This is a genomic window from Streptomyces sp. NPDC057654 (assembly GCF_042800135.1).
In the GTDB taxonomy this organism is placed as follows: Bacteria; Actinomycetota; Actinomycetes; order Streptomycetales; family Streptomycetaceae; genus Streptomyces.
Genome location: NZ_JBHVHQ010000112.1, coordinates 1 through 14,606 on the forward strand (window position 1 = coordinate 1; position 14,606 = coordinate 14,606).

The window sequence follows — 14,606 nt, forward strand, 5'->3', positions numbered from 1 at the left end:
GGGGGGGGGGGGGGCCGGGGGGGGGCGGGGCCCCCCCGGCGCGGGCTACGGGATGGGGCGGGACGGTGCGGGGCCGGTGGCGGCGGCCGGCGGTGCCGGGCGCTGGTCCGCAGGGCGGGTCCTGGCGGCGCGGAGCTCGCGGACGGCCTGGCGGTAGACCGCCTCGTCGAAGACGTCGGGGGTGCAGTTGACCTGGTATCCGGCGGTCAGGAGGGCGGGATGGCGCGCGTCGCCAGGCGCTTCTGCTCGTCGGCGCCGAGGTGTTCGGGCACCACGTGCCACACGTAGAGGGGCGCGTCCTCGGGGGTATGCGTGGCGTTCCAGGCCGAGTTCATCGAGCAGGTCGTGGAGGTGTGCGGGGGCGCCGGTGGGGGTGTCGGCGTGGATGGTGCTCGTCAGGGCCTTGACGTAGATCTCGACGTCGGTGCCGTTCTCGTCGGCCGCATTGGCCATGGGGGCTCCCGTTCAGCGGCGGCGGGCGGAAGGGGGCGGCTGCGCGGGTCCGGGCGGCGGTGCGGGGGCTGTGGAGCGCTGCGGGGTACGGGCGGCGTAGTTGCGGGCGCGGAGGAGCCGGTCGGCGGCGCGGGCCAGCGCCTCCGCCGTGGTCCCGAGCCGGTTGACCGGCTCCGAGTCCGCGCCGGGGGCGTCCAGGCGGTGGGACCAGGCGACCTGAACCCCGGCGAGAACCTCGTGGACCAGCGGCAGCACGCCCTGATCCGGTCCGGCGAGCTCGGTGAGCACCTCGGCGATCTGAGCGCCGCTCTCCGCCCGGGAGGCCCGCTCGGCGAGACGGGCGAGGTAGCGCAGCGCTGCATCGCGCTCGCCGCCCGGGGCGATGGTGACGTAGCCCCGCGCCGCGCAGTCGGGCTCCTTCACCGGGTGCGGGCGGCCGGGGAGCGGGGGGCGGTCGGGGCGGGCGGTGCGGCGGCCGGCTGGGTGGTGGGCGTGGTCCGGCCGGAGGGGTGCTGGAGTGCGGTGGTGATGCCGTGCGCGTCGAGTCGGCGGCCCGCCTCGCGTACGGCGCCGGCCTGCGCCGCGCTGTCGTCACCGCCGAGGCGGCAGATGCCGGTCTGTGGGTCCTGGACGAAGCCGGCGGCCACCAGGATGGCGGTGGCCGTCTCGCCGACGGGGGCGGCGGCGAGCGCGCCGTCCTGCTGCCAGGTCAGCACCACCCGCTCCGGCTGGGACGGCTCCACGCCGGCCGCGGCGTTGTGGCGGGCCTGGGCGAGGGCGGTGTCGTAGCGGGCGAGCAGGTCGTCGGCGACCCGCTCGGCACTGCGGAAGGGGTCGTCGGTGAGGGCGATGCCGTTGGGCTCGGGGACGTCGCGGTATGCCTCGTCGGGGAGGTCGGGCAGGGCGAGGGCGGCGATGAGGAAGCCGCCGTGGTTGTCGTGCCGGTCCAGGACGGCGAACTGCGCGCCGTCCGGGCGGCTGAGGACGGCCGCCTCCCGCAGCGGCTGCTCGGCGAGGAACGCGGCGACCAGGTCCAGGTCCCAGACCCGGTCGGCCAGGTCGGCGAGAGCGTCCCGGTCCGGGGGCGGGTGGTGGGAGCTGGTCCAGGAGCCGGGCAGTTCACCGCCGAGGACGTCGGCGTACGAGGCGAGGCGCTCGGAGTTTTCGTGGTCGTGCATGGTGTCCTAAGAAGTGGAGTTCAGCGGCGCAGCGCGGCGGTCACCGGCGGCGGGGGCGGGGCCGGGGTGGTGCGCGGCGGGGGCGGGCAGGCGCATACCGCGGAGCGCTCGCGTTCGGTGGCGCGGACCTGTTCGGTGCAGGTGCTGCGCCCGGGGTGCGCGGTGTGCCGGTCGGCGAGGGCATCGCGTACGTCGCCCAGGTCGGCGTGGATGAGGTGCAGGTATTCGGCGGCGAGGTAGCGCAGGCGCCGGGCGAGGTGCGGGTCGGCCGGGCCCCCGAGGCCCTCGTGGAATGCGGCGGTGGCGGCCAGGACGTCGCCGAGGGCGGCGAGGACGCCGTCGTGGGCGGCGGTCACCTCGGTAAGCGCCTCGGCGGCCTCATCGGTGGTGGCGGCCGCTCGCAGGCGCTCGGCGAGGGAGGCGACGACGGCGCCCGGCGGCGGGTAGCTGGTCGGGCGCGCGTCGGTGTCGAAGTCCTGGTCGCAGACGACGCGATACCCGGCGGAGCGCAGACGGGCCACGGCGCCGGTGGCGAGGCGGTCTTCCTCGCCGGGGGTGAGGTTCGCCGGGGCGCGGTGGTAGGTCTCGTGGACGCGGACGACGGGCACGAACCCGGCCCGCTGGAGGATGCCGTACGCGGATCGATCGCCGCGGGCCAGCACCTCCTCGGAGTACGGATCGCGGCACACGGCCACGAAGCGGTCGGCAGGGGGCAAAGAGGCGGTTCTCCTAGCGTGAGCGGCGCGCACCGGCCCGGGCCGCCGGCGGCCGGGGGACGGCGGCGCGCGACAGGGGCAGGGGCGGGGGCGGGGTGTTCAGACGGGTGGCGGTGGCGTCGAGGTCCTGCTGGACACTGTGGAGGCGGCGGGCGATCCGCTCCAGACGCAGTGCGGCGTCGGGCCCGGTGGCATCACGCTGGCGGGCCAGTTGGTGGGCTGTGTGTTCGACGAGGCCGCGCACCGTGGCCAGTGGCCCGCTCTGTTCGTCGGCCAACTGAGCGAGAACCGTGGCGAACTGCGCCGATGCGCTCGGCACGGCCCGGCTGTTGTTCTGCTGGGGGGTGGCTGTCGGTACGGGGATGAGGCGCAGGCCCGCTTCGATGCGGCGGGCCTCGTCCGCCAGCCGGTTCAGGAGGTCGGCGGGCCGGCGCTGCCAGGTGCCGTCGAGGCGGATGAGGTTGGCGATCAGGTCGAGGCGCCCGGGTTTGCCCTGGACGGCGATCCAGCGGCAGCCGTGCTCGTCGCCGGGCCTCTCGATGCCGGCGGCGCGGGCGAGGCGGTGGGCGATCTCGGCCCACTCCGCGGCGGCCAGGTCCCGGTCGGCGGGGTGCAGCCGCGCATCGAGGTGGAAGACGGCCCGCCGGTCGCCCTGGGGGCTGGCGGCGAACGGGTTCTCCAGCAGTGGGTCTTCGAGGTGCTCGGCCCACTGGGTGGCGGTCCAGGCGGCCTGCTCGTCGTCCAGGGTGTAGGCGTCCAGATGCGGCCAGTAGGCGACCACCGCGTGCTCGTTCAGCCCGCCCACGAGGGGCACCGAGTGTCCCAGGGCCTCGGCGAGCGGGTCGTAGGGCAGGTGGGTGTGCTCGTTGACGCGGGGGATCACGCGGGTGTGCCTGCGGTGGCAGGGGTGGGCGGGTGCGGGTGGAGGTCACGGGCGGCCAGGATCAGGGAGCGCTCGCGCACCAGATCGGCGTGGACCGCGAGGTCGCCCGGCGGCAGAAGGTCCAGGGCCCGGTCGATGGCGGCGAGCCCCTCGTCGTACCGGCGGAGCCGGCGCAGGGCGCCGGCCACGCGGAAGAGCACGATCGGATCGGCGCCGGTGCCCGCACCGGTGTTGAAGGCCGGGTGGGCGCTGAGGGCCAGGAGCCGCTCCGCGCCCTGGTCCAGGTCCGGGCCGAGCCACAGGCAGTGCAGCAGGACGTGCAGGGTCTTGGCGTGATCCCCGGCCTCCGCGAGGACCTCGTCCATGAGGGGCAGGCCCTCGGGGCGGGACTGGCCCAGCAGCGCGAAGGCGTACAGGGCGCGGCTGTAGCAGTCCAGTGACCGCAGCGCGGGGTCCGGGAGCTGTTCGACGAAGGCTTGGAGGGCGGGACAGCGGAAGTCGAACCGCAGGGCGCTCAGGTACAGATGCCGGTACGTACGGACGGTGACCGGATCGGGGCCGGCGGCGGTGACCTGCTGGGGGCTCAGCAGGCCCAGGACGCTGTGCCCGGCGGAACGTGCCGACCAGGCGGCCTCCGCGCACACCTGCGCCGATTCCCTCCAGTCGGCCCCGAGTTCGCGCAGGTCCTCCGCCAGGCGGGCCGGCCAGGAAGCGTCGGCCGGATGGGCGGCGGCGCGGGCCGTCGCGGTGAGGAGGGCGGGGGCGCGGCCGGGGCGGCGGGCGGGGCGGGTCACCGGCCGCCCCGGGCTTCGGCTGCGTGCACCAGCTGGCCGAGGGCGGTGGTGGTGTACCAGCCGCAGTCGAGCTGCGCCTGGTGCCCGGCGTACCGCGGCAGGAGGTGGTCCTCCAGGGCGCGCAGGTGGATCAGGCAGTCCGGGCAGTGGCGCGAGAGATGCACGAGGTAGCGGGGGTGCGCGGTGAGGTAAGTCTGGGCGCCGCCGGTGGCATCCCGCACGCGCCAGCCGTCCTCGTCGGTCGGGGTGTGCCAGGACGGCGCGACGATACGCACCGCATCCCCCCACAACTCGCCGCCGGCGACGCCCTTGAGGATCACGACGTGGTCGCCGGGCTGGAAGTGCTGGTGGGTGATGTCCCGTTCGGGGGTGAGCGGGTCGGGCGCCGGCGCGAAGACCGGGGGTGTCGGAGGTGTCCGGGACGGCTGGGTCATGCAGGTCCTTCCACACAAAGCGGCAAAGGGCGGGAGGTTCAAGGGTCCGCAGGAGCGCCGGTTTGGGTAACCGGCGGCCTGCGGCTACGGTCCGGCCGCTTCAGTGGAACGGGTTCTCCGTGCCGCGGTCCGACTCCCCGGCGGCGTCCAGGAGTTCGGGCAGATCTGCCCCGTCCGCCTCGCGCTGGTCGATCCACCAGCCGGCCCGGCCGATCGCGCGCGCCTTCTCCTCCAGTTCCGCCCAGTCCGCCTCGTCCCAGCCGCCCTCGGCAACCAGCGTGGTGTGCGCGGCGGTCATCAGCTGGTGGCGGGACCGCTCGCCCCACTCCAGGGCCCGCTCCGGGCCTTCCAGTGCCGGCATGTCGAACCGGGCGGACCACTCGGCGGCGGCCGCCTGCTCCTGGGCGCGCTTGGCGGCCAGCCATTCCTCCTTGGACGGGGTGTCGGCGTCGCGCGCCGCCTTCCAGCAATCGGTGCAGTCCCGGCCCGCGAGCCAGCGGGCGAAGCCGGAGCGGCGGTCGGCGGGACGGTCGGACAGGTCATGCACGATCGCATGACCACACGGATGCTCGATATTCCACTGGGTGCGGACGGCCATAGAGGACGGGACTCCTTGCAGACGAGGGACTGGGTCGGGGCGTGCGGGCGTGGCACGCGGCAGGTCGGCGCGCCGATGCGCCGGGCATGTGGTCGGACGGGCGGCGTCTATCGGCGGTGACCGGCTGTCGGCGCGGGGGCGGGGGGTGTGGCGGCCGGGGGCCGGGTGCTGAGCGCGGGGCCGGGCGGCGTGCTGGGCAGGTGCCGGGGGCGGGGGGTGCGGTGCGGCGGCAGGACGGTGACGAGGGCGGACATGTCTTCCGCGACGCCGCGCAGTTCGCCGACGAGGAGGCCGAACTGGGTGGAGAGCATCCGCAGCCGGGCGGCGGCCTGCTGGCCTTGCCGGGTCTCGACGGCGGCGGTGAAGTCCGCGCAGGCCGCCACGAATTCGTCCACGCGCGGCAGCGGACCTTGGGAGGAGACGAAGGCGTCGGTCGCGGTCAGCAGGGCTTCGGAGACGGTGCCGGTGTGCTGGGCGGTGATCACGTCCTGGGTGAGCTCTTGCAGGGAGACTTCCGGAGCATGGGGCCGCTCGTCGAAGTGGCCGACGCCGGAGCGCAGCACCCCGGCCGGCACCGGGGGCGGGCACGCGCGCGCGGCGGCGAGGTCGTCGGCGCAGCGGGCGAAGACACGCATCTGCGGGCTGTCGGGGTCGCCCGTCAGCGCGACCACGGGGGCGTCCTCGTCGTCGAGGTAGGCCAGGGTGATCAGTTGGCCGGTGGCGTCGTACCACGATTCGAAGACGTCGAGTTCGCCGCGCGCCCGGGCGGTCTGGACCCGGGCGGTCCATTCATGCTGCTCGGCCTCGCTCAGGTGGCCGGACGTGTCGGGCGCGCGGTGCTGCTCGACCAGGGCCTCCACGAGGTGGGCGCGCTCGGCCCAGGTCGTCAGGTAGGGCCACAGCTCTGCGTCGCGCCCGGCCGGGACCGGGGCGTCGTCTGGGCCGGGGTCCGGCTGGGCGAGCGATTGGCGGATGCGCCCGGTGGCGTGGTCCAGGTCGTCGAGCAGGGCCTGCCAGCCGGTGTGGTGGCGGGCGGGTGGCATGCCGGCCAGCGCCGTGCGGGCCTGTCCGGTGGCGGCGTCGGCGTGCGGCAACAGGTGGTCGGCGAAGGCCCGGACCGCGGCCTGGTTGCGTTCGGTCACGGACTGCCGGGCGGCGCAGGGGTCGGTGATCTGGCCGTGCGGGCCGCGCAGTTGGTCGAGGGCGTCCTCATGGCGGCGGTGGAGGGTCGAATAGCGCACGTACCAGTCGCGCAGGATCTGGACGAGCTCGGGTGACGCGGGGGCGGGGGGTTCTTCGGGCATGGCGGGCTCCGGGGGTGAGGCTCAGCGGCGGGGGGCGGGCCGCGGTTGCCGCGGTGGGCGCGGCGGGCTGTTCGGATGCGTGCCGGCAGCGGGCGGCGTGTTGGGCAGGAGGCCGGCGTCGAGGGCGATGGGGTAGCGGGCGGCGGCGAGCATTCGGGCCGCGAAGGCGGCGTGCTCGTTCTCCCACTGCCGGCCGCGGTCGAACGGCAGGCGGAACCAGGTCCCGTACAGGGCGGGCAGGGCGAGGAACCCGGCCCGCTCCAGGATGCTCGCGGCGAAGGCGTCGATGGGGCCTTCCGCCTCGACCTCGCCGCCGGGCCCTCGGGTGATGCGGATGGGGGTGTCGTTCATGGCCGGGGCGGCCTGCGCGGGCCTTCGGGGGCGGCGGGGCGCGCGGGGGCGGCAGCGGGGGAGGCGGAGCGGGCGGGGTTGGCTGCGGCCAGGTGGGTGGCGGCGTCGGTGAGGGTGGTCTTGGCCTGGTCGAGGCTGCCGAGTGCGGCGGCGTGGTGGCGGCGGCTGTTGAACAGGTGGGCGTGCTGGTGGGGGCCGCCGAGCCGGGCGGTGGCCAGGGCGGCCAGGGCATCGGTGAGGCGGCTGACCGCGCGTGCGGTGTGGGCGGCGGCCTGCGCGAGGTGGGCGGTGTAGTAGGCGTTCTGCGGTGTGGCGGAGGCGGAGTGCGGCGGCTGCTGGGCGAATCGGTTCAGCAGCAGGGTGTTGACGAGGTCGGCGTCATAGCGCTGGCTGAGGAGCAGTCCGAGGCCGCTGGGCCCCTCCGGCGGCCACGATGTCCGGGAGCGCAGGTGGTCGACGTCGATGGCGGCTCGGGCGAGTTCTTCGGCCAGCGGGGAGCCGGGATGCCGCTGCGGGGTGGCGCCGGGGACGGCGACCGGCAGGGACAGCGGGCCCGGACCGATGGCGCATTCCACGCCGTGGCGCCGCAGCTGCGTGGTGGCCAGGACGAAGAACCCGGGGGTGACGCGTTCCCGGGGGACGCGGTGGGTCTGCAGGCTGTCGTCATAGACCAGGCCGCATTCCGTCAGGAGCTCGCTGACGGCGGTGTCGTACGGTCCGGCGACGGTCCAGCCGTGCTCGGTGCGGTAGATGAGGTCGAGGGAGCGCTGGGGCAAGAGTGGTCCTGGGGCAACAAGGGGCGAATCGGTCCGCGGCTCACCGGCTGCGTCCGCCGCGGTGGACGGTGGGCGCGTAGCCGGGCTTCGGCGGGAGGGGCAGGTGGGCGGGCGGTGTGGTGGCCGGTGCCGCGCCGCGCTGGGGGGAGCGGCCGGCGGCGGCCTGGGCGGTGCGGCTGAGGCGGTCGGCGAGCCGGTTCGGCCGCGGCGGGCGGGAGGCGGCGGCCGGTGCGGCGGCGATGTCGGCGTCGACGTGGACGGCGTAGCCGTGCGCGCGCAGGGCCTGGGCGGCCTGGCGGAGGCGGCGCGGGCCGTCGAGTTCGGGATCGGTGAGCCGGTACAGGCCCGGCCGGTCGGGGACGGAGGTGAACGTCAGCCGGGTGAGGTACCAGTCGCCGAGGTGCGCGGTGACGCGGGCGGTGAGGGCGGCGACGTAGCCGTGCTGGGGGTGGGTGCCGAGGACGAAGTGGGCGTCAGGATCCAACGAGGAACAAGCTCCTTGGGGGGCTGCGGTCAGCGGCGCGGGCCGGGAGCGCCGCGGGCCGGGGCGGGCGGCAGCGCCCGCGTGGAGGCGCACTGGGGGGCGGACGGTTTAGGGGCGGGCGGTTCGGTGCCGGGGACGGTGTGGCGGGCCAGGTCGATGAGACCCTGGCCGCCTTCGCCGAGCCACCAGGCGATCGGCTCGGCGGGAGCGGCCGCGGCCGGTGCGCCGGCGGCCGGGGAGGGCGCGGCGATGAGGGCGTCGACCCGTTGGAGGAAGGCGGTCTGCTGCGCGGTGAGCGTGGCCAGGTCCCGTACCGCGGCGGTGACGTGCGGCGCCGTCGTGGTGAACCGGTCGAAGGCATCGCGCAGTTCCGCCGTCGGCGGCTCGGGGGCCGGGGCCGGCGCGTGTGCCGGGCGGGCCCAGTCCAGGTCTTCCTCCAGGGAGTTGACCTGGCAGTGGAGCACGGCGCGGGCGTAGGCGGGCAGCAGCTGGGAGCTGATGTGCCGGGCGGCCGCCTCCGGCGCCGGCGGCACGCTCACTCCCGGGGGCGGGGGGACGAGTCCGTCGGGCGGGAGGGTGCGGGGGTGGAGCGCGCCGACGTGGTAGAGGTCGTGCTGGGCATCGCGGATGACGGCGAGCTCGGTCCCGTCCTCGCGCCGCAGCACGGCCGCCCACCGCACCTGGCGCTGGTCGAGTGCGGCGGCGAGGGGGCCTTCGCTCCACATGCAGTCGGCCAGGTCCCCCTGCCAGAGGCGCATCGAGTAGTTCTCGACCCTTGCGTTCCACTGGCCGGGGAGGTGTTCGGCCAGGTCGCGGGCGAAGTCACCGATGTAGGTCTCACCGCTGGGGACGATGGTGGCCCCGGTGATCTGGGCGACCACGCCGAGGGTGAGCAGGACCTCGCGGGTGCGGTCGGCATCGCCCAGCGGGACGGCGTGGACGCCGTCGTCGGCCTTCTCGAATCCGGCGGCGTCCAACGCGGTGTGCGCCCAGCGCCAGTTGTCGCCGTTGGTGAGGGCGACGATGCCGTCACGGGCGCTGGTGAACAGGGTGACCTCGGAGCCCGCATCGGGCTCGGGCGCGGGCTTGGAGGAGGCGGGGCCGGCGGGACCTGCCAGGCCGGCGTCGAGCAGGGCGAGCGAGAGGTAGTTCACGGAGCGGTTCCTTCGACGGGAAGACGGAGAAAGGGCCAGGGGCGGCAGCGCGGTCCTGGGGACGCGGTCAGCGGCCGACACTGGTGCGGGCGGCGGACGGGGCCGCGGGGGCGGGCGTGGCGCTGGGCGGCCCGGGGGCGGGGCGAGCCGGTGATGCGAGAGGCCAGGCGGCGGGGTTGCGGAAGTCGGTGCGGGGGTCGGCGTCCCAGCGCACGACGGGGCCGGAGGCGGCGTGCTGGACGGCGATCACCTCGATGCCGTGCGGGCGCAGGACATAGCCCCACGCCAGGTCCTGTTCGGCGGCGGTCCTCTCGGTGACCGTCATGCGGACCGGCGGGGAGCCGTCCGGGGTGATCAGGCCGTCCAGGGTGCGGCTGGACCACCGGTCCCCGCCGGTGAGGGCGGCGACGATCGGGGGCGGCGCCTGGTCGAGGAGATCGCTGCCCAGCTCCTCCCAGCCGACGGCGACGTCGTCCACGAGGTGCCCCGTCATCGCCTCCAGGTCCCGGCCGAAGCGGTACTGGAAGGCGGCCAGCAGCAGCGGCAGCTTCGCGGCGGGCGCGCCGTCCAGGTGGACGTAGATGCCGGTGTATCCGGTCGGGGTGGGGCGGGCGAGGAAGGAACGGGTCGACATGAAGCCTCCGGGAGAGGGCGTTAGCGGCCGGGGGCCGGCCCGGCGGGCGGCGGGCCGGGCGGCTTCGGGGGCAGGCGCGGTGCTGCCTTCGGGGCCGGGGGTGGCGCGGGGGCGGGGTCGTATGCGGCGCGCAGGACGGCGAGGTCGGCCTGGTCGGCGAGGGCGAGCACGGACAGGCTGCAGCTGGCCGCGTCGCTCAGCATGCGGGGCGGGGTCCCGAGTTCCGCGTGCCGCAGGCGGTCGCCCCCCTGCGCGATGGCCACGAGGAGGTCGCTCACCGCGGCCAGTGCGGGCTGGGCGGTGTCCGGGCGGCGGCGTTGCGACGGGCCCAGCGCAGCAGGTCGTCGCCAGCGGCGATACCGAAGTGCGCGGCGGCGATCTGTTTGGAGGTCCGGCCGGCGTTGTCGTACTGCTCGTGTCCTGTGGTGCCGAACTCTGCGTATTCCAGCCTTACTCTGCATTTGATCTTGCGTAGGTCAGGGTTACCTTGCGTCGAGGGGTGGAGTTAGCAGGGCGTGGTCAGTGCGTTAGGGGTGATGCCCGGCGGTGTATCGGGGCCGCCGCGGGTGGGGTTCGAGGTCGGGTGCATGGCGCAGGCGGGTTGGAGTTTCGGTGTCCGCTGGCGGATGTGTGGGCAGTGCGGTTCGACGGTGCGGCGTCGGTGCGTACGTTCAAGTTGCACAAGGGGCAGCGGCATCTGCCGGGGCTGTGGTGGTCGTCGATGCTGGGCGGGCACATCGGGTACGAGTCCTGGCTGGAGCGCGGTCATGTGATGCTGCTGGACTTCGACCCGGCCGTGGTGGGGATCTCCTCGCAGCCGTTCTGGCTGTTCTGGGCTTCGAAGGAGGGCAGGGGTGTCTCGCACGCGCCGGACTGCTTTGCCGCCGGGACGATGGCGGCGTGGGCGGCGCTTTGTTTCGAGGGACGGCAGGGGGCTGTGGGCGGGGCGTGGGTGGTGGTGGGGCAGGCTTCGCCGGGGCCGCCGGGTATGGGTTTCCATACGTCGCCAGCAGCCTGTTGCCGAGTGTTCCGGCGGCGGGGCTGATATCGGATCAGCCTCTCGCGGCGAAGCCTGCGGTCTCTTCATCTGTCCGGTTCTTCGCGTAACCGGTCGTGGTTCAGGTCGAGCAGTCCGCGACCAGGGCGTGGGGGGTCTTGAGGTAGGCGTCCCAGTGTTCGGCGCCGTAGATGTCCGTGCCTTGGGCCGAGACGTCCGGGCTGGTCCAGGTGATGTGGGGGAAGCCGGCGTCGTTGAGGACCTGTTCGTAGGTCTCGAAGGACCAGCGGAAGGGTTCGAGGGTGAATTCCTGGCCGGGGATCCAGGCGCGCATGGGGGTGACTTGGCCATCGTGTGCGGCGGGGTTCGCGGTGAAGTCCATGCCGTATTTGGCGTACCAGCCGGGGGTGGTGGCCACGTCGGGGTTGAGGGTGGCGAAGACGAATCGGCCGCCCTCGGGGCGCAGGGCGTTGCGGGCGGTGTGGCAGAAGCCGGCGAGGTCGTCGCGGGTGGGGGCGTAGCACAGGACGTAGACGGAGGCGACGAGGTCGAAGCGGCCGTCGAGTTCCTGGTCGCCGGTGTCGGGGGGTTGGGTGGCGTCGCGGGGCAGGTAGTGGATGCCGAGGCGTTCGTGCTGTTCGCGGCGGCGGGCGAAGTCGATCATGCCGGTGGAGTTGTCGATGCCGGTGACCGTTGCGGCGCCGTGTTCGCGGAGTTTGCGGGTGTAGAGGCCGCTGCCGCAGCCGAGGTCGAGGACGGTTTTGCCGGTGAGGTCGCCGAGGACGCTCAGGAAGGTGTGGGCCTCGATGTGCCGGCGGAAGGGCATGTCGGTCCAGCTGCGTTCGTAGGCTTCGGCGAGTTCGTCGAATTCTTTGCCCATGGGTTTGTGCTCCTGACGTGTGGGTTCACCAGGTGACGGGGAGGCTGGAGGGCCGGGTGAAGATGAGCTCCTTCTCCCAGGGGATGTCGCCGGTGGCGACGGCGAGCTGGAGGGTGGGGAAGCGTTCGAACAGGGCCCGGTAGGTGATGGCCAGGAACATGCGGGCCATGGGGGCGCCGATGCAGAAGTGCGGGCCGGCGCCGAAGGTGGCGGTGCCGTCGGTGGTGCGGTGGATGTCGAACTCGGCCGGGTTGGCGTAGTGGCGCTCGTCCCAGGTGGCCCCGAGCATGGTCGCGCACACCGCGTCGCCCTCGCGGATGAGGGTGCCGTGCAGATCGACGTCTTCAAGGGCGATGCGGGGCAGGCCCAGGACGCCGTTGTGGTGGTAGCGCAGCACCTCCTCGACGGCTTTGGGCCACAGGCCGGTGTCCTGCTGGCACTGGCGCAGTTGCCGCGGGTGCAGCAGGAGGGTGAGGGGGCCGGTGAGCAGGGGGGAGACGAGTGATTCGACGCCGGTGACGAACAGGTAGCTGGCCGTGCCGTGGAGTTCGTCGTCGCTGATGAGGTCCTGCTCGTGGGCGGTGAGCAGGGCGCCGATGGGGTCGTCGCGGTCGTTGTCGGTGCGGCGGGTGGTGATGACGTCGCGGGTGAAGGTGCTGATCTGCTCGGTGGCCTGGGCCACTATCTCGGGTGAGACCGCCAGGTTGGTCTGGAGCTTGAAGTTGTGCAGGAAGGCATCGCGGTGGCGGTCGGGGACCTTGAGGCTGTCGCAGGCGGCCAGTGGCGGCAGCGGCCCGGCGAAGGTCTCGACCAGGTCTGCGGGGTTGGGGCCGGTCGCCATTTGGTCCAGGAGCGTCTTGGTGCGGGCTTCGACGGGACCGCGGTGGCGTTCGGCTCCGGAGCGGGTGTAGTAGGGCGCGATGATGCCGCGCACCCGGGTGTGGTCGGGCGGGTCGATGTTGAAGATGCTGCCCGGCACCGAGGTGAAGTCGTCGCCGGCGATGCGCGGGGCGCCGTCGAAGGCCAGGGCGCGGGAGAAGCGGCGGTCGGCGAGGACCTTCGCGATGTCGTTCTTGCGCGTGATCATCCACGCCTCGGTGCCGCTGGGCAGGATGACGGGACAGACCGGCCGGTGCCGGCGGGCCCAGCGCAGTACCGGCGGCGGGGTGCCCAGCGGGCCGGGCTCGAAGGGGTAACGCAGGGGAAGTTTCGGTGCGCCCTTGGATGTCGGCGATTGCACCACGATCAGCTCTCCCTCGAAGAAGCGTGCGCGTTCGGCGCGGGCGCGGCCAGGGGTGTGGCGACGGCGAAGCCCTGCCCCGGCGCCAGTTCCAGGTCGTGGGGCGCCCCGGACAGCAGCACTTCGGCGATCTGGATGCGCCGGTGGTAGACGAACACCGACGAGTCCACGCCGAAGACCGACGGCGTGTCGATGAACAGCGGCATCTCCGCCATCGGGTAGTCGACCCCGATGTCGATCTGCTGCTCGTCCGGCTCGCCCTCGGACACGGCGGCCACCGCGTCCCGCGTCACCGCCCGGCACGCGGTCCGTACCGCCGGGTCCGTCTCGTACGCCTTACGCACCTGGTGGCGCAGCCGGGTATAGGCAGGCCGGTTCGCCAGCTGGGTCCAGGTGTGCAGGTGGCGGTCGGGTTCGGTGACGCCGGCGCGTAACAGGGCGCGGCGGGCGGGGTTGAGGAGCTGTTTGGTCGCCTTGCGCACCCGGTGCGCGGCCTCGGGCGGTGTCATGCCTCCGGCCGTAAGGGTGTAGGCGGCCTCGTAACCGGGGGTGAGGACGTCCACCTTCTCGAAGGACTCCAGCGCGCCCTCCACGAGCGCCTCGACGACCTTGGGTTTGTAGTGGCCGTTGAACGGGCTCACCCCGATCAGAGCGTGTTCGGCGGTGTCAGCGATCCGCCGGCACCGCTCCGTATAGCAATCCAGGTAAAAGCTCATGACTCTCCCACGACTCGGACGGATACCTCGTGCTACGTCCCAGTCCACGGTGAAAGCCGACTCCCCGGGACCCCTTCGGGCGGGCCGTCCCGTGAACGCGTTGAACAGCCCGCCGGCAGCGCGCCCGCCCGAAAGTGCAAGATTGAGTTGACCGACTACGGAACAGTTCGCACAATCTGACCTTTCACCTCGCCGATCGCAGCCACAACCTGATGCAGCCTCCAACTGGATTGGACAGCTTCGAAGTCGGGGTGCTGCATGTGTGGTTCCTAGACGCTGGTGCTCGGGTTGGTCGACTCGGTGCCGCGCGGGACAGCCGTGGGCGAGCAGGGTGGAGGGATACGTGGTGCCGGAAGGGCGGCGGCGTCCGAGCAGATGAGCGGGTGGGCGAGGGCGGGGACGAGCCGCGCTCGGGGCAGCGAGCTTGCAGACGGGGCGTGACTGTTGCTGAAGACAGCGTGTGCGTGGGTCTCTCGCCCCGGATAATGGGGTATGGCTTTCGTTGTCTTCATGACCTTGCCCGGACTGGTCATCTTGTTGACTGTTGTTGCCTTCGCCGACCAACTGCTGTTGCGTGTAGGGCGAGCTGGACTGCTCCCGTGGCGCAACAGCGTCAGACAGGGGCAGATATCGGCTACCGGTTTCGAGCAGCTTCATGCGAGCTTCTCACCGGGTAAGCAGAGCGAGCTGAAGGAGCGGCAGTTGGCGCTCATCCTGCGGGACGACGAGGAGGACGGGGCACCGCCGAACGGGACCCTGGTGGACCTGGAGGCAGGAACAGCGGTCATCCGCATGCCTTATGCCAGCCGATAGGGCAGGCCGGATCATCCCGGCCTGCCCTGGGTCCGGCCGGGACGAAGACCTTCTTCCCGGTCGTCAGCCTCCCGTGGCGAAGCCTGCGCCCGCGGCTGGGAGGAGTACGCCGACCGGTGCCGCGAGGCGCTACTGGTGGCGGGCGGCCACGGACGTGCCTCTGGGTGCGGGGATGGCCGGACGCGTCGTCGTGACGGAGGG

The 14,606-nt window shown here is 73.5% G+C and carries 20 protein-coding genes; 2 read left to right on the top strand and 18 right to left on the bottom strand.

Annotated elements, in window-relative coordinates:
- Nucleotides 1-45: 45 nt before the first annotated feature.
- The 15 genes from ACFU99_RS12015 to ACFU99_RS12085 form a co-directional block, all read right to left on the bottom strand.
- Complete coding sequence (locus ACFU99_RS12015; RefSeq protein WP_384389551.1) at nt 46-453, bottom strand: hypothetical protein; 408 nt, start codon at nt 451-453, stop codon at nt 46-48.
- A gap of 12 nt (nt 454-465) precedes the next feature.
- Nucleotides 466-876, bottom strand: a complete 411-nt coding sequence (locus tag ACFU99_RS12020) for a hypothetical protein (protein ID WP_384389554.1) — start codon at nt 874-876, stop codon at nt 466-468.
- A complete protein-coding gene (locus tag ACFU99_RS12025) occupies nt 873-1,631 on the bottom strand; it encodes a hypothetical protein (RefSeq protein WP_384389556.1) in 759 nt (252 codons plus the stop codon). The genes ACFU99_RS12020 and ACFU99_RS12025 overlap by 4 nt, the downstream gene beginning before the upstream one ends.
- Before the next feature lie 20 nt (nt 1,632-1,651).
- Nucleotides 1,652-2,347, bottom strand: a complete 696-nt coding sequence (locus ACFU99_RS12030; protein ID WP_384389560.1) for a hypothetical protein — start codon at nt 2,345-2,347, stop codon at nt 1,652-1,654.
- Nucleotides 2,348-2,360: 13 nt separating this feature from the next.
- A complete protein-coding gene (locus tag ACFU99_RS12035; protein WP_384389562.1) occupies nt 2,361-3,230 on the bottom strand; it encodes a relaxase/mobilization nuclease in 870 nt (289 codons plus the stop codon).
- The gene (locus tag ACFU99_RS12040; protein WP_384389565.1) at nt 3,227-4,024 is read right to left on the bottom strand and encodes a hypothetical protein; all 798 of its coding nucleotides are present in this window, start codon (nt 4,022-4,024) and stop codon (nt 3,227-3,229) included. Before ACFU99_RS12040 ends, ACFU99_RS12035 begins: the two co-directional genes overlap by 4 nt.
- Nucleotides 4,021-4,458 (bottom strand): hypothetical protein, encoded by a 438-nt coding sequence (locus tag ACFU99_RS12045; RefSeq protein ID WP_384389568.1) that lies wholly within the window; start codon nt 4,456-4,458, stop codon nt 4,021-4,023. Before ACFU99_RS12045 ends, ACFU99_RS12040 begins: the two co-directional genes overlap by 4 nt.
- A 100-nt stretch (nt 4,459-4,558) precedes the next feature.
- Nucleotides 4,559-5,056 carry a hypothetical protein gene (locus ACFU99_RS12050; protein WP_384389571.1) on the bottom strand — a complete coding sequence of 166 codons (498 nt, stop codon included), beginning with the start codon at nt 5,054-5,056 and terminating at the stop codon, nt 4,559-4,561.
- A 107-nt stretch (nt 5,057-5,163) separates the two neighbouring features.
- The gene (locus tag ACFU99_RS12055; RefSeq protein WP_384389573.1) at nt 5,164-6,360 is read right to left on the bottom strand and encodes a hypothetical protein; all 1,197 of its coding nucleotides are present in this window, start codon (nt 6,358-6,360) and stop codon (nt 5,164-5,166) included.
- Nucleotides 6,361-6,381: 21 nt separating this feature from the next.
- Complete coding sequence (locus tag ACFU99_RS12060; protein ID WP_384389575.1) at nt 6,382-6,711, bottom strand: hypothetical protein; 330 nt, start codon at nt 6,709-6,711, stop codon at nt 6,382-6,384.
- Entirely contained in the window at nt 6,708-7,487 is a 780-nt protein-coding gene (locus ACFU99_RS12065) for a hypothetical protein (RefSeq protein ID WP_384389578.1), read from the bottom strand. The genes ACFU99_RS12060 and ACFU99_RS12065 overlap by 4 nt, the downstream gene beginning before the upstream one ends.
- Nucleotides 7,488-7,527: 40 nt before the next feature.
- On the bottom strand, nt 7,528-7,971 hold the full coding sequence (locus tag ACFU99_RS12070; protein ID WP_384389581.1) for a hypothetical protein: 444 nt from the start codon (nt 7,969-7,971) through the stop codon (nt 7,528-7,530).
- Nucleotides 7,972-8,000: 29 nt separating this feature from the next.
- A complete protein-coding gene (locus ACFU99_RS12075) occupies nt 8,001-9,125 on the bottom strand; it encodes a hypothetical protein (RefSeq protein ID WP_384389584.1) in 1,125 nt (374 codons plus the stop codon).
- A 67-nt stretch (nt 9,126-9,192) separates the two neighbouring features.
- The gene (locus tag ACFU99_RS12080) at nt 9,193-9,759 is read right to left on the bottom strand and encodes a hypothetical protein (RefSeq protein WP_384389586.1); all 567 of its coding nucleotides are present in this window, start codon (nt 9,757-9,759) and stop codon (nt 9,193-9,195) included.
- 20 nt (nt 9,760-9,779) lie between these two features.
- The gene (locus tag ACFU99_RS12085) at nt 9,780-10,037 is read right to left on the bottom strand and encodes a hypothetical protein (RefSeq protein ID WP_384389589.1); all 258 of its coding nucleotides are present in this window, start codon (nt 10,035-10,037) and stop codon (nt 9,780-9,782) included.
- Between the two features lie 383 nt (nt 10,038-10,420).
- On the opposite strand from ACFU99_RS12085, the gene ACFU99_RS12090 reads away from it, so the two are divergent.
- A complete protein-coding gene (locus ACFU99_RS12090) occupies nt 10,421-10,804 on the top strand; it encodes a hypothetical protein (protein ID WP_384389592.1) in 384 nt (127 codons plus the stop codon).
- Nucleotides 10,805-10,877: 73 nt separating this feature from the next.
- On the opposite strand, the gene ACFU99_RS12095 is transcribed toward ACFU99_RS12090, so the two are convergent.
- Genes ACFU99_RS12095 through ACFU99_RS12105 form a run of 3 tightly spaced genes read right to left on the bottom strand, consistent with a single transcriptional unit; the run spans nt 10,878 to nt 13,592 of the window.
- Nucleotides 10,878-11,636: a class I SAM-dependent methyltransferase gene (locus tag ACFU99_RS12095; protein ID WP_384389595.1), complete on the bottom strand. Its 759-nt coding sequence runs from the start codon at nt 11,634-11,636 to the stop codon at nt 10,878-10,880.
- 25 nt (nt 11,637-11,661) lie between these two features.
- Nucleotides 11,662-12,876, bottom strand: a complete 1,215-nt coding sequence (locus tag ACFU99_RS12100; RefSeq protein WP_384389598.1) for a cytochrome P450 — start codon at nt 12,874-12,876, stop codon at nt 11,662-11,664.
- A gap of 5 nt (nt 12,877-12,881) precedes the next feature.
- The gene (locus ACFU99_RS12105) at nt 12,882-13,592 is read right to left on the bottom strand and encodes a tRNA-dependent cyclodipeptide synthase (RefSeq protein ID WP_384389601.1); all 711 of its coding nucleotides are present in this window, start codon (nt 13,590-13,592) and stop codon (nt 12,882-12,884) included.
- Between the two features lie 492 nt (nt 13,593-14,084).
- Here ACFU99_RS12105 and ACFU99_RS12110 point away from each other — a divergent pair, with 492 nt between their 5' ends.
- Entirely contained in the window at nt 14,085-14,405 is a 321-nt protein-coding gene (locus tag ACFU99_RS12110; protein WP_384389604.1) for a DUF6191 domain-containing protein, read from the top strand.
- Nucleotides 14,406-14,606 lie beyond the last annotated feature (201 nt).

What these genes read in the sequence shown, in the direction of transcription:
- ACFU99_RS12015 (WP_384389551.1), bottom strand. Translation starts at nt 453, where the DNA reads ATGGCCAATGCGGCCGACGAGAACGGCACCGACGTCGAGATCTACGTC.
- ACFU99_RS12025 (WP_384389556.1), bottom strand. Translation starts at nt 1,631, where the DNA reads ATGCACGACCACGAAAACTCCGAGCGCCTCGCCTCGTACGCCGACGTC.
- ACFU99_RS12045 (WP_384389568.1), bottom strand. Translation starts at nt 4,458, where the DNA reads ATGACCCAGCCGTCCCGGACACCTCCGACACCCCCGGTCTTCGCGCCG.
- ACFU99_RS12050 (WP_384389571.1), bottom strand. Translation starts at nt 5,056, where the DNA reads ATGGCCGTCCGCACCCAGTGGAATATCGAGCATCCGTGTGGTCATGCG.
- ACFU99_RS12055 (WP_384389573.1), bottom strand. Translation starts at nt 6,360, where the DNA reads ATGCCCGAAGAACCCCCCGCCCCCGCGTCACCCGAGCTCGTCCAGATC.
- ACFU99_RS12060 (WP_384389575.1), bottom strand. Translation starts at nt 6,711, where the DNA reads ATGAACGACACCCCCATCCGCATCACCCGAGGGCCCGGCGGCGAGGTC.
- ACFU99_RS12080 (WP_384389586.1), bottom strand. Translation starts at nt 9,759, where the DNA reads ATGTCGACCCGTTCCTTCCTCGCCCGCCCCACCCCGACCGGATACACC.
- ACFU99_RS12095 (WP_384389595.1), bottom strand. Translation starts at nt 11,636, where the DNA reads ATGGGCAAAGAATTCGACGAACTCGCCGAAGCCTACGAACGCAGCTGG.
- ACFU99_RS12105 (WP_384389601.1), bottom strand. Translation starts at nt 13,592, where the DNA reads ATGAGCTTTTACCTGGATTGCTATACGGAGCGGTGCCGGCGGATCGCT.
- ACFU99_RS12110 (WP_384389604.1), top strand. Translation starts at nt 14,085, where the DNA reads ATGGCTTTCGTTGTCTTCATGACCTTGCCCGGACTGGTCATCTTGTTG.